This is a genomic window from Haloarcula sp. HT12 (genome assembly GCF_055271655.1).
The window spans coordinates 1-12,843 of record NZ_JBUXKW010000011.1; the positions used below are offsets into that span (position 1 = coordinate 1).

The window sequence follows — 12,843 nt, forward strand, 5'->3', positions numbered from 1 at the left end:
TCGTCTGAAACTTCGCAGTCGCGTGTTTCGGGATTCTTGCTGCTCTGCTTCAATCCCACAGGGGTTCGTCTGAAACTCCGAATCGAGAGTAACAGGCGTCTCGCATCTTCTGCTTCAATCCCACAGGGGTTCGTCTGAAACACGACCAGACTGGGCAGTACGACCCCAGTACGACAGCTTCAATCCCACAGGGGTTCGTCTGAAACCTTGTCCAACTCTTCGAGACGTGGCAGCGTGAAGATGCTTCAATCCCACAGGGGTTCGTCTGAAACCGCGTGCCGGATGTATGACGCCGGATATTGTCGGCGCTTCAATCCCACAGGGGTTCGTCTGAAACTAGTTCTGGTTCGATTGTTTCGCGGGCATAGGCGATGCTTCAATCCCACAGGGGTTCGTCTGAAACGTTTGTTCTCACCGTCGAGGCGGAGGAAGCGACGGCGCTTCAATCCCACAGGGGTTCGTCTGAAACCGAGGAACTAATCAAGCCGGGCATGTTCCACGTCGTGCTTCAATCCCACAGGGGTTCGTCTGAAACCCGCCCAATTATGGGGGGCTAAGCTAACTCTACGACGTGGTTCAACATGGTATTTTCCATCGACCCCCAATTCCACATGAGCCCCCGGGGGGTCCATTGAAACAGGATTCTTGTCTAACAGAGTCCGGGATTGGCCTCAGGTGAAGCGGCTACCTGGATCGTCGGCGTCACCATACGTCGTGAATTCGAATGATGCTGGATTCGTTGATTCAAAAACCACCACTTCATCGTCAGTATCTAGTTTCTTTTCGATATCTTGTTTCAGTGCGGTCACCTGACCTTTAGTCAACTCGCCATAAAATACGGAGTTTTGGAGATGCTCAAGTTGCCTTCGAAGTAGCTTCCGATAGATGTGGGTTCGATCAGCAGGCACATCATAGACGACGATGACCTGCATCTTACCACCACCGCTCCGTTGGGTGGTACGGTTCGCCGGTGAGAATATGCTTTTTCAAACTATAGACATCAGTTTGAACTAGCGTCTTGAAGCTGACTTTTCGTTCTAAACGAGGATGCTCAATAGTTTCGTCTAACGTCTCTTCAAATTCCTCCAAAACAGTCATACGCCCTGATTCGGTTAGCAAGCAACCCTCAAGTTCACTCTCGAAATCCGATAACGAGAGTTGTTGCCTGTTCACGAGCCGGAAAATGAGTCTATCGGCCAGTATGGGTTTAAAAATATCAGCAATATCAAGCGAGAGAGTAAATCGTCGTTCGCCAGGTTCGTGCACAAACCCGACCGTTGGGTCAAGTGCAGTCTTACGGATTGCTGATACGCTAGTTGTATACACCATCCCATTAAGGAAGGATACGATTGCATTCGCCTCATTTGATGGAGGGTTATACTCTCGCTTCGAGAGTTCAAACGGATCACGTAAAATTTCATCAAAACAGTCGTAGTATGCGCTTCGCGCGTTCCCTTCAACAGCTCGCAGCTGATTTATATCATCTGTTTCGGCGGTCTCTTGCTTAAGGTGTTCTAGGTTCTCTATCGCATCCGAAAAATCACCCCTCCGCCCGTCGTAGTAGACAAGGTTACGACGCATGTTATGAATGCTCGCCTGAATCATCTGCTGACCGATATTAAGCCGTCTGGAATCGTCATAGGCTCGGACCTGCTCAACAACTGTGTTTCCAGAGACCTGATCGCGCTTGGGCAGATACGACCCTTTGTAGTAGTCTTTCCATCCAAAGACGTGGAGAGGAACGCTGTGTTCATTCAAGAGACCGAGTGCGCGGGTGTTAAAATCAATCTGCCCATGCAAGTATAGGGAATCAACTGATTCAACCGGCAGATACTCAGTATCTCCCTCCAGGGTATCTATACGAAGAGTACTCTCGCTACGTGACAATTCACCGTCGGCGAAGATGTGGTGGTTTGGTTTAGGCATGTTACATCCAACAGATGTCTTGGTATAGGCAGGAGTCGCAGTATGGCTTCTTTTCCAATTTAGGTGGAGAGTCTTTATTTACAACATCTAGAATTCCCTGTATCGTGTTCTCAATCGCTTCGGTATTTTCGATATCAAGTTTGACTGGTCCTCGCTTTCTCTCCGTCGGATAAGCCAACACACCGTCCTTGTCGATTCCATATATGTTATTGAGGAACCACAGGTAGAACAGAAGCTGCATTCTTGCGGGTTCTTCTAAAGTCGAAGAAACCTTGACTTCCATAATATCTCCAGATTCAATAACATCCAATTGGATCCGGTTGTCTATCATAAACGACTGTCTTGAGTCCTGATAGCTTGTTTCATCAACATGAGTTCCCCGCTGGATGTTAGTTGTCTCTCGATTGATATCGATACCACGGGACATGAACCAAAGTTCCCGCTTACACACATGGTAGTACTGGACCATTAGACCAGTAATTCTTAGATCGGGTTCTCGGGCGGGTTCTCGTTCGTCTTGGATATATTGATCAACTGCGTCCATTTCGGTCATTTGACTTTTAGCCTCGTTCAGTTACCTGATCAGTACCCGTTGCATACATTCGTCTAGTCTGATAAAATTCTTCTAGGAACCTACTTAAATAGTGAATCTATCTTGGACATCACCCTCAGTTGCCCGTAATCCACCATCCGCCAGATCATAAGCCAATCCACCAGTTCCCTCAAATCGGAATACGTTGACCCCGTCGCTCTCTCTGGCCCGCCCATCGATTCGAGTCAGCTTTGGGCTCTCGTCAACAACTTTCGCCGGAACAGAGACCCGGAGGTGAGAGAGGTCTTCTAGCCGATTGTAGGCTCTTGGGTTACCATCAGTGAACAGCTTGGTCGTTTGGTCAAGCATCTGTGATTCAGTCTTACTGACTGCGACCAGCACGTCGACGGTCTCGTAGCCCCCGATGAGTGATTGCTGACCGAGCCAGTACCCCTCTGCATGCTCAATATGTTCTCGTAAAGAGCCGTCATCAAGCGATCGTTGAGCCAGTCGCTCAAAGTACCGATCTACTGCGTGTTTCGAGATGTCAATATCAGCTATGTCATTTTGGCCTGGTACTTCAGCCAAAACATCGGAGATGAGGCGGAGGTGGTCTGGTATCCCGGCATCGGTCGCCCCTCGTTCGTAGACCCAGTAGGCAGGGGGGTTCGAAGCGTCGGTCCCGGTGGGCGCTAGGGTCCAAATAGTGACTTGTCCGCCGTTCTTGCCCCACTCATACGCACGGTTGCACCGCCCAGCAGCTTGGACGATACTGTCTAAAGGTGCGATATCTCGATAGACAGCCTCGAAGCTGATGTCGACTCCCGCCTCAATAGCCTGTGTGGAGACGAGAATGAATGGAATAGGCCCAGTTGAGAGTCGTTCAGCGAGTTGAATGATTACTTGCCGATCGAAGGGCCGATATCTGGAATTGAGTGTCAGTACGAACAACTCCTGTGCTGACGTATTTACAGGATTACCGGGGGTTGAGTCTCCGGAGGCCTGTCCTTCTAGTCCAACCGTCCGCAGTACGTCATCAACAATCTCATCCGGGCGTATTTCACTATTGGCGATGTGTGAACCGGATGCTGTCAGGCTACTTTCGAGCACAGGGCCGAGATGAGTCGCATCTGAGTGTTGACTGACCGCCAGTGTGAGTTGCCGTGAACTCTCGATGGTGTTACAGATGGCTAAGACGGAGTCTGCCTGTGCAGCCGTCTCGTGGATTCGAGACGCTGCTGCATCGTACTCGACAAACTCCTCATCGATTTCGAGTCGATGAGAGAGTGCTGATTCGTCAATGGTATACCGGACACGGTCGGCCTCGTTGAAGTAGTTCTCCCGGCTTGTCGGTGGCAGTTCGGTGTCGTATGCTGGCTGACGCCTACAGTGACTGCAGCCAACCCGGTCATGAGCGGCCCCCAGTTCAAGCAACGACGAGGTCTCCATCTCACGGAATAGGCTCGGTTGGGTTGCAGTCATGGCGATAATCTTTGCACCGTATTCGTCCGTCAACAACTGTAACAGTCGCTCGATCCCGTCCCACCAATCCTTCGGTAGTGCCTGCGGTTCGTCTAAGATAATCAGAGCCGAATCGAGCGCTGGGAGTTTGAGCCCCTGTCTGTTGGATGGGCCCGTCAAACTCTCGAACAGTTGGACGAAGGTCGTGAGGATGGTTCCATCACGCCAAGTTTCACCGAGAAACTGGGCCGTCTCGTCTGCATCACTCTCGTCGACATCGGCTGCGTCGTACTCGTCTCCGTGGACAACCGTCTCGCTGAGGTAGTGATGGACGGTCAAAGCGGATTTTTTCGGGTCGGCCCCCCACAGTTCCGGGTCCTCAAACAGTGCCCGAGTCTGTTCGATAATGCTTGTATAAGGGAGTGCATAGACCACTGGTCGGGGGTTATCTGGAGACTCTGTATCGATACTATCCAGAATATCGCGAGCCTCAAAGGCTGCAGAGAGTCCGGTAAACGTCTTTCCCAGCCCTGTTGGGAGTGTCAGTGTGGCTATATCGGTGTGTGATTGTGTGAGCCATTCATGGGTTCCTGCCAGCGCTTGGCGTCGGGCACGCTCTCGCTCGTCGTTTAATTGAGCTTCGTGTGTCGATGATGGCTCCTGCTGGCGGAGTGTCTCGATGTACTGCTCTAGTGTTTCTAAATCGAGTGTCTCGAACTCAAAGATGCGCTGGCCGGAGAGTCCCATCGCATGGGACTTATCCGCCAATGTGAGGGCAGCCCAGTAGTGGATGGCCCGATCGTATAATTTACCCGGGAGAGTAGAGGGTGTCGGCTCTACACCTGTGAGCGTCTCACGCACACTGCAGTCTTGGAGCTCCGAAGCAGCATCTCCTGATCGCACCCATTCGGCGAAAGCGGACCATGAACACCCGTCGGAACCAGTGAGATTGAGCAGTTCGTCCGCAACAGCAGGCCACATTTCGTCGGTTCGATCGATTTGAGCTTGGAGTACTTCAGCGGATGCCTCGACTGCGCGGGCTAATGTTTCGCCGGTGTATTGGGCCGCATTCGGTAGCGCCTGGTGGTGCCGAGCAACGGCCAGTGTTGCGGCCAGTCGGTCGCGGGGTGGCGCGTCTGCTTTCTCGAGGGCATACCAGGTTGCGAGCGCACCAAGCCGGGCGTGGGCCTTCTCGTCGTCAGCGCCATCGTATTTCTCTCCTGGTCGAACATAGGCCTGGAACTGCGGGGTTACCTTCCCGAAGTCATGGAGACAAGCTGCTATCTGGAGGTACTGTGAGCGATCGTCGTCTGGACCAAACAGGCGAACCGCGCGCTCTCCAACACTCCGGTTGTGGGCATCGAGCCGGAGCGCTCCATCATCGGTGAGCTGCGAGGGACGGTATGCGTCCTTGTCATCGACGTCTGGATGGGAAATTAGTGGTAAGTCCATGGCCTATTTGAACGGGAATCGCTGTTTGTAGAGTCGATTACTATCGGAAGACAACCGTCCGATCCTCTATTGAAACCGGTGTTACATCTGTTTCAACATCGGTTCTGACGGTGCTATCCGCACGCTGCGTGAAGACGTAATCATCGAAGCGAGTTGTGCGACGGCCTCCTCGATGTCGTTCCATCACTGCAGGTGAGCGCTCGGATTCGTAGGCGACGCCGCCCTGTGGAATCGCCTCACCCAACTCTATGGGAACTACTGAATCAATATCGTATGGTCCGCTAGTTGAGTCTGGTTTGGGTTCCAGTCCAGCTTGGACATCGTCAATGGTTGCGAGATATTCCGATTTTCCCAGACTAGGGGGATAGATACACGTCCCAGCTGTCAAATGCCCACGAAGGTCTTGATAGAACTCTTCGTCCTCAAGTGCAATATCGATCCGATAGCTGGGATCTGCTAGCACTTCATAGGCGTGTAGCTGGCGGTCGCCAGTTGTCTCCTGGTATGTCAAGGAATAATTTCGACGCTTCTTGGCTGTTTTTGTCACGTCTTGGTCTGGATCCGTCCCGAGCCCTGTCGTCGGGATGTTGACTGTACGGAGATCTGATTCAGGCGTAATTGCAATCGCGGCGTTGTCATCCCCGAAGGTCTCGTAATAGGAGTTCCGTTCGGCACCCACGATAGCAGCCAACATTCCAGCGACTGTCGTTCGTGGTGGGATTCGGTATGTTTGCTTGGTTACCGTTCGCCCGACACGTTTGAAATGGCCCCAAGTAGAGCTCACCGTGAACGACAGGCAGCGGTCGGGAATGCCGTCAGCATCAATCTGTGGAGACATTGTTGAATTCGTGTCTCTTACCGTGCCAGATCGCGCTCATCGACGACATCAATTTCGTGGACATCAAGGCCCCTGTTGGTGAGTTCTGTTGCAAGCTGATTCCCGGCGATAGGTTCGTCACCAGTGTCTAGAGTTACTCGGTCATCGCCGATGAGGTGGATGGTTTCGATACGGTCTCGGTTCTTATCGAGCGTGGATAGGAGATCGGACACATCCAGCACCACGTCCGAAATCGACCGGAGGGCCTCATTACTGGCGTCGTCAAGAGTAATCAGGTTTTGCAGACCACCGATATGGAAGTCGTCTTCAGTGTACTCGACCCGGAGGTAGAGCCGGGGTTCTTGCCCGAGTTTTGAACGGGAAGTCGTCTGGTTCTTGAGTGCACGCCAACACAGCGTGTCCAGTCGCTTCACGTCTTCAGGGGTCAAGTTAGTGGTTTCCGCACCGTGGTTATCTACCAGTCCGTAGAAGGGGAATATGCCGTACTTGATGCGCTTGTCATCGAGATCGAAACCACCCTGCCGGTTCCCTTCCCCGGTCGAGATGACGCTTGTGAGTGAATCGTACCCTTCGTTTTCTTCAACTTCGTTCAGGGATTTCGACGGAAGGAATTGAACCGGCCCTTGGTAATGGTTCGGGAACGCACTGTTGAGTGCCTCTCGGAAGGCCTCGTCTTCTTCATCATCACTTGCTTCGAAGCTCAGCGTGGCACCGAAGTACCGCACGTCCGTCGCTGCCCCAAGGAACGCTTCACCGATATCCTCGATGTCTTCGAGATCATCAGCATCGGTCACATCCCCGAGAATATCTTTGATGAGGGTCGTCCGAGTTCGAGACTCACCCGCAATCTTCTTTACGTAGATGTCGAATCCGTCATCCTGTAGTTGGTCTCTGAGGTATCGCTTGAGTCGAACATCAGTGATGATTCCCCGGCCCGTATCTGGATCGCGACGAGGACGGTTGTCTCCTATTGGGTTGCCATTCGGGTTGCAGTCCTGTGCGTCGTACACGAAGAGTAGTTCGGAGCGGTTGAGTGTCGTCATTGGTTTTTGATTAGTTCGCGGAGTGTTCTTCGGCAGACGATGCGTCCGCAGCCGTCTCGGCGTCGTCTAGGAGATCGAATGCGACCGGCATTGACCGGCGGCCGTGTGCATGCCCGAGGACGTAACAGAACTGCATCTCCCGTTTATCAATGTCCCATGACGTGGGCATTGCCTCGGTTTTTTCAAGGAGTTTATCAACGGTTTCCGGAAAGAGCAGGTCACGTTCGAATGAGCGATCTGAGTCCTGTGCGTAGATTTTTGCCTTCTCTAGGGCGGATGTGATGGCGTTCTCGAGGCTGTTTTTTGATAGTTCATCACCTCGTGTTCCGGTGTCCAAAGGCCGCCCAATGTTGCGCTCGGATTCTTGATGCCAACTGATTTGGCCGATAAGGACCCCTGCGAGCGCCGTTGCACTGTTTGCTGAGTCGTTAAATAGCGGCCTGTCAAGAAACCGCTCAAGTCGTTGCTTTCTGATCGTCGCGATATCGGTTGTATCGATGTCGTTGGTCATTGTCGTATCAGTCGGTTCGATTGGTCTGTCGATTCCTTCTAACAAGCCTGCTCGCGAGAGTGTTTCAAGATGGACAAGCTGTTGGGAGACAATTTGATGGGGTGGTATCTCCCCTCCTTCCGACGCATCGCTGTAGCGGCGGAGGTACTCCTCAAAGAGCATCTCCACCGAGAGCGATTGGCCAGATATCAGCCGATGATCGACGACTCGTCGGAAGTCATCACCCTCCTCGTCGCCGCGGTAGCCGAAGACCGCGTCGGTAAATTCGTGCCCGGTAATCAGGTAGAACGCATGCGTCCGCCCACTCTTGCGGTCAGATGAGAGTTCGAGCAACGGCCATCCATCGTATCGTTCAAATCCACCCTGGACTGGATTCAGCGTTGGCCCGTTGACAGTATCAACGAGCCCATCTGCGAGTTCATTAATCCAGTACGTCCTAGCGCTGGGTGACTCGCTGATGATATGCTTGTCATCACCGATCGGCATCGTCACGGTATAGAACCGCAACTCCCGTTCCGCAAGCTCACGGATCTGTTCATTGTCGTGCTCCCGCAGCCTGTAGGTCACCTGTGCCATCGGTGGGTCACCCGAATCAAGATGTTCGCTCTCGTCTTGGATAGACTCGATAGCCAGAAAGAGGGCTTCAGCTTTCAGCCCCGTCATCTCCCCAGCAAAATACGGGAGTGCATAGGTTTCCATCCCACCCCGTCGGTAGACACAGCGTTCGATGAGGTCCTGGCTCTTTGCAAACAGCTGGGCCGTCTCGGCGCTGACGGGATAATTCCGCCAAGATTGGCCTCGGCGGAGCCCCGGCTGCGCATCGGGATGTTTGACAGAGAACACGCCTAGCGGGCTATCGGGAGTGCCGACGACACGGTTGACCTCGTCCTGAACTAGACCGAGTGCCTGCCCCTCTGAGGAGCCGTTGGCGATGTTCTTATCGGCTGCATTCGCGCTCGCGTACCGTTTCATCGCCTCCTCCAACAGACCGATTTCTCCGGGCCAGAACCACTCGATTTCATCGGCATCCACCGACTCAATAAGTTCACCGTCGAGTCGTAGTCGAACTGTCATCGCGGTCGGAATCGACTCATCGGCTGGCAGCAGCGATTGGATGTCTGATTTGAGTTGTTCCAGTGTCTCGGAGTCCTTCTCGAACACGGTCGCTAACTCATCAATGAGCCAGCCATCAGGATGGCCGTCATCCTCCGTTAGACTCTGGACTGGGTCCTGGCCTGTCCACGAGCGGATACGCCGAAGAATCGTCGATGAAACACCTTCAGCATCATTCCCATTTTTCGACCCAATTTGTGTGAGGCTATATTTCGCGCCCCTACCTGAGGATTTGTGTGAGTAGCCTATTTTTGGAATGTCTTCCTCCCGGAGCACGCGTTGATCGATATCTTGGACCGAGGGCGAGTCCTCGGTCAAATCGATAGAAATCGTAACCAGTCGTCCGTCGTCGATAAACGGCGATAGTTTGCTGGGTGTCGTGAAGAGGCCACCCCCACTCTCGGCGACAGCAAGAATCCCGTACAGCGCCATTATGTCCTCGAGGCTAGCTGGTGGCCGATCATGCCAGTACTCATCCAACGCTTTCTGGAAGTCGTTACTGGTCAATTCCGTACTCATCCTGCATCAGCTCGCGGTGGGGTCTGCTCTCTAAGGTTTAAGAATCCGAAGCCGTGCTCTCGACGTTGCCCGATACCCGCATCCAGTGCGAGATTCAAATGGTAGCGGTGCGTTTCGTCTCTGACTCGATACCCTAGTCGCCATTTTGAGAGGATGACCTTCCGGTTAACCTCTGTCGCTGGCTGGAAATGTATCGAGTAGGTTACGTCGTCTTTAATCGGCTCAAAGCTCTCGAAGAGTGGCTCATCAACTTCCATCGGGCCATCGTAGTACTCGTCACCGTAGCGATCGTGTGTTTGTTGGAGAGATCGGCGGATGGTGTCTTGGAGCGCACCCATCCCATGTTCCGGTCGCCAGAAAATCTTCGTCTCTGTATCGCCGGACTCCATCTTGGACGTATCAATACCGTGTTCGTCCGCTAGTTCGCGGTCGAAGGCACAGAAGACACCTGTGCCGGTGTCAATACGCCCAGTCGAGCCTGGTTCACCGACCTGTGGCGCATGACCCGAGATGTCTGCAATCTCGAATCGCATCTGTCCGATGTCAAACGCTCGGTCCTTTCCAAAGTGTGCGATGAGGTCATCGAGAACTTCTCTTCGGGGGGACGCGATTCGGACATATCGGCGGTCACCCTCGTTGATGTGCCCCCACGGGAACACGTTCGAGAAGGCGAAGCCAACGCCATGGTTGGTATCGTGGATTTCGGCGTACTTCTGTTTGTTTTCAAGCCCGCGCCAAATTCGTCCACGGAGCTTGTGATGATACGATGAATCGTATTCGGCATCTGCAATTGAGTCAAGTGCCAGCTCAATGCGCACGGGTCACATCACCCCCATCTTGTTACCAGCTTCTGGCATGTACCCATCATTACCCCCACCCCGCTTGTAACTTTCCCTGCATGTATGGTATACGGTCCTTGATAAGATGGTCGCAACCACCGCATAATCACTGTTCCCTACAGGGATTGACAGCACTATCATCAACCCCCCGGGGGTGATACAAGAATTGGCAGTCGATGGGAAATTCTTTGTGAAACTACGCTCAATAGCTACTCAGACCGCCTAATTGGGGCGGGTTTCAGCAGAACCCATGTGAGATTGAAGCGAGGAAATCCGCGAGCACGTCGAGCAGGTCGGCGGCGTTTCAGCAGAACCCATGTGAGATTGAAGCGTTCCTGGCAGCATCACGGTCGACCGAGTGAGCAGGTTTCAGCAGAACCCATGTGAGATTGAAGCACCATCATCGGCATCCAGTGGGGCTTTGCACTCGAGTTTCAGCAGAACCCATGTGAGATTGAAGCCTTCGCGAAGAGGTCCGCGACGAGAATTGGCTCGCGTTTCAGCAGAACCCATGTGAGATTGAAGCTTCGGCGCGATGACGCTGGACAACCTGACGCTGCGTTTCAGCAGAACCCATGTGAGATTGAAGCAAGCTCCGTGTCAAGGACGGCAAGACTGGCTACCGGTTTCAGCAGAACCCATGTGAGATTGAAGCGTCGATCCCAACAGTGAGACGCGAGCAGAGATCCGTGTTTCAGACGAACCCCTGTGGGATTGAAGCAGGTATCCCTGATTGGCTTCAAGAGCGGCCCGGCCGAGTTTCAGCAGAACCCATGTGGGATTGAAGGGAGCGAAACAACGCCACGAACACGCTCGTCGATAAGTTTCAGACGAACCCATCTGGGATTGAAGCGAGCTGGATACCAACACCATCCGCGAATCTGCCACGGTTTCAGACGAACCCCTGTGGGATTGAAGCTCTTCGAGCTCGCTCTTGGGCATGTTCTCGATCAGGGTTTCAGACGAACCCCTGTGGGATTGAAGCGCTGAGATATGATAGATAGGGCATGGATAGGTGTCAGTTTCAGACGAACCCCTGTGGGATTGAAGGACGTTCCGCGAGCGGGCTGCTGATGGCTCGAACCTGGTTTCAGACGAACCCCTGTGGGATTGAAGCAGATTCCGGATAAGTGCCCACGGAGTGTTGAGAGCGGTTTCAGCAGAACCCATGTGGGATTGAAGCGTCTCGCTCTCGCTGGGCTCGACGCACGCCCACAGTTTCAGCAGAACCCATGTGAGATTGAAGCGACCGCAACGAGCACCCGTGGATGCACGGCCGACGAGTTTCAGCAGAACCCATGTGAGATTGAAGCGCACTGTAAACGTCAGTAACGAAACCGGACAGGTTGTTTCAGCAGAACCCATGTGGGATTGAAGCAACAATGGTGCTACAATGACGTGGAAAGACGAGTGGCGTTTCAGCAGAACCCATGTGAGATTGAAGCAGGATGCCTTCACCACTCGCGGGGTCGTCGGGGCCGTTTCAGACGAACCCTTGTGGGATTGAAGTCTCGGTGATGATCGTGATTACTCCGGGTAAACTGGGTTTCAGGCGAACCCCTGTGGAATTGAAGCAACATATACGGGGATAGCCCGTGGGTCACACCGAAGTTCCAGACGATTACATGTGGGATTGAAGCGTCGAGGGCGGTTCGATCCAATGAGGCGATCTCTCGATTTCAGACGAACCTATGTGGGATTGAAGCTGGGACGCGATGTTATAGCGCCTGGACAGTGGCCCACGTTTCAGACGAACCCATGTGGGATTGAAGCGGTGCATCGACGTCGTCCAGGTATTTCTCTGGACTCGGTTTCAGACGAATCCATGTGGGATTGAAGTGGAAGCTGGACGCCAGAGTAGGCCACGCGCCCGTCGTTTCAGACGAACCCATGTGGGATTGAAGCCAGAACTGACATGGCCGGAGTACCGAGCAGTATTTCAGACGAACCCATGTGAGATTGAAGCGTCGATCCCAACAGTGAGACGCGAGCAGAGATCCGTGTTTCAGCAGAACCCATGTGGGATTGAAGCTCCTGTAGGCCGTCGTCGTAGTCGGCATCGACAGCGTTTCAGCAGAACCCATGTGGGATTGAAGCCGCCGGATTGTTGTCGATAGCCTGACGGAACAGCAGGGTTTCAGCAGAACCCATGTGAGATTGAAGCGAGATTATCAAGGCCGCTGGGGAGATAGAGCCGAAGGTTTCAGCAGAACCCATGTGAGATTGAAGCGCAGAGAAGTTAGAGAACCGCGCTGCGACGTTCGGTGTTTCAGCAGAGCCCATGTGAGATTGAAGCGGGTTCGCTGTGTACCGGATTCGGGGGAAGGGCGCTGTTTCAACAGAACCCATGTGGGATTGAAGCGCGAACCTTCGGACGATTCCGGCTATGCTGTCGGTATTTCAGACGAACCCATGTGAGATTGAAGCGTCGATGTCCCGTATGTCAACGGGAGCGTGACGGTGTTTCAGAAGAACCTATTTGAGATTGAAGCAGGTATCCCTGATTTGCGTCGAGAGCGGCCCGGCCGAGTTTCAGCAGAACCCATGTGGGATTGAAGGGAGCGAAACAACGCCACGAACACGCTCGTCGATAAGTTTCAGACGAACCC

The 12,843-nt window shown here is 53.3% G+C and carries 8 protein-coding genes and 1 CRISPR repeat array; all 8 genes read right to left on the reverse strand.

What is annotated here, in order from left to right; translation table 11 throughout:
- Positions 1 to 46: 46 nt before the first annotated feature.
- Positions 47 to 535: a CRISPR direct-repeat array (repeat unit 30 nt; unit sequence GCTTCAATCCCACAGGGGTTCGTCTGAAAC).
- A gap of 136 nt (positions 536 to 671) precedes the next feature.
- The 8 genes from cas2 to cas6 all read right to left on the reverse strand — a co-directional run bounded on the left by cas2 (position 672) and on the right by cas6 (position 10,213).
- The gene (gene cas2 / locus ACY9XZ_RS21805; protein WP_463459021.1) at positions 672 to 932 is read right to left on the reverse strand and encodes a CRISPR-associated endonuclease Cas2; all 261 of its coding nucleotides are present in this window, start codon (positions 930 to 932) and stop codon (positions 672 to 674) included.
- Position 933: 1 nt separating this feature from the next.
- Positions 934 to 1,926: a type I-B CRISPR-associated endonuclease Cas1b gene (cas1b, locus tag ACY9XZ_RS21810; RefSeq protein ID WP_463459022.1), complete on the reverse strand. Its 993-nt coding sequence runs from the start codon at positions 1,924 to 1,926 to the stop codon at positions 934 to 936.
- Position 1,927: 1 nt separating this feature from the next.
- Positions 1,928 to 2,479 carry a CRISPR-associated protein Cas4 gene (cas4, locus tag ACY9XZ_RS21815; RefSeq protein ID WP_463459023.1) on the reverse strand — a complete coding sequence of 184 codons (552 nt, stop codon included), beginning with the start codon at positions 2,477 to 2,479 and terminating at the stop codon, positions 1,928 to 1,930.
- 84 nt (positions 2,480 to 2,563) lie between these two features.
- Entirely contained in the window at positions 2,564 to 5,371 is a 2,808-nt protein-coding gene (locus ACY9XZ_RS21820; protein WP_463459024.1) for a CRISPR-associated endonuclease Cas3'', read from the reverse strand.
- Positions 5,372 to 5,411: 40 nt separating this feature from the next.
- A complete protein-coding gene (gene cas5b, locus ACY9XZ_RS21825) occupies positions 5,412 to 6,209 on the reverse strand; it encodes a type I-B CRISPR-associated protein Cas5b (protein WP_463459025.1) in 798 nt (265 codons plus the stop codon).
- A gap of 17 nt (positions 6,210 to 6,226) precedes the next feature.
- Positions 6,227 to 7,252, reverse strand: a complete 1,026-nt coding sequence (gene cas7b / locus ACY9XZ_RS21830) for a type I-B CRISPR-associated protein Cas7/Csh2 (protein ID WP_463459026.1) — start codon at positions 7,250 to 7,252, stop codon at positions 6,227 to 6,229.
- A gap of 10 nt (positions 7,253 to 7,262) precedes the next feature.
- A complete protein-coding gene (gene cas8b, locus ACY9XZ_RS21835; protein ID WP_463459027.1) occupies positions 7,263 to 9,395 on the reverse strand; it encodes a type I-B CRISPR-associated protein Cas8b/Csh1 in 2,133 nt (710 codons plus the stop codon).
- Complete coding sequence (gene cas6 / locus ACY9XZ_RS21840) at positions 9,392 to 10,213, reverse strand: CRISPR-associated endoribonuclease Cas6 (protein ID WP_463459028.1); 822 nt, start codon at positions 10,211 to 10,213, stop codon at positions 9,392 to 9,394. The genes cas8b and cas6 overlap by 4 nt, the downstream gene beginning before the upstream one ends.
- Between the last annotated feature and the right edge of the window lie 2,630 nt (positions 10,214 to 12,843).

Coding starts and splice junctions, on each gene's coding strand:
- cas2 (WP_463459021.1), bottom strand. CDS start 932: ATGCAGGTCATCGTCGTCTATGATGTGCCTGCTGATCGAACCCACATC.
- cas1b (WP_463459022.1), bottom strand. CDS start 1,926: ATGCCTAAACCAAACCACCACATCTTCGCCGACGGTGAATTGTCACGT.
- cas4 (WP_463459023.1), bottom strand. CDS start 2,479: ATGACCGAAATGGACGCAGTTGATCAATATATCCAAGACGAACGAGAA.
- ACY9XZ_RS21820 (WP_463459024.1), bottom strand. CDS start 5,371: ATGGACTTACCACTAATTTCCCATCCAGACGTCGATGACAAGGACGCA.
- cas5b (WP_463459025.1), bottom strand. CDS start 6,209: ATGTCTCCACAGATTGATGCTGACGGCATTCCCGACCGCTGCCTGTCG.
- cas7b (WP_463459026.1), bottom strand. CDS start 7,252: ATGACGACACTCAACCGCTCCGAACTACTCTTCGTGTACGACGCACAG.
- cas8b (WP_463459027.1), bottom strand. CDS start 9,395: ATGAGTACGGAATTGACCAGTAACGACTTCCAGAAAGCGTTGGATGAG.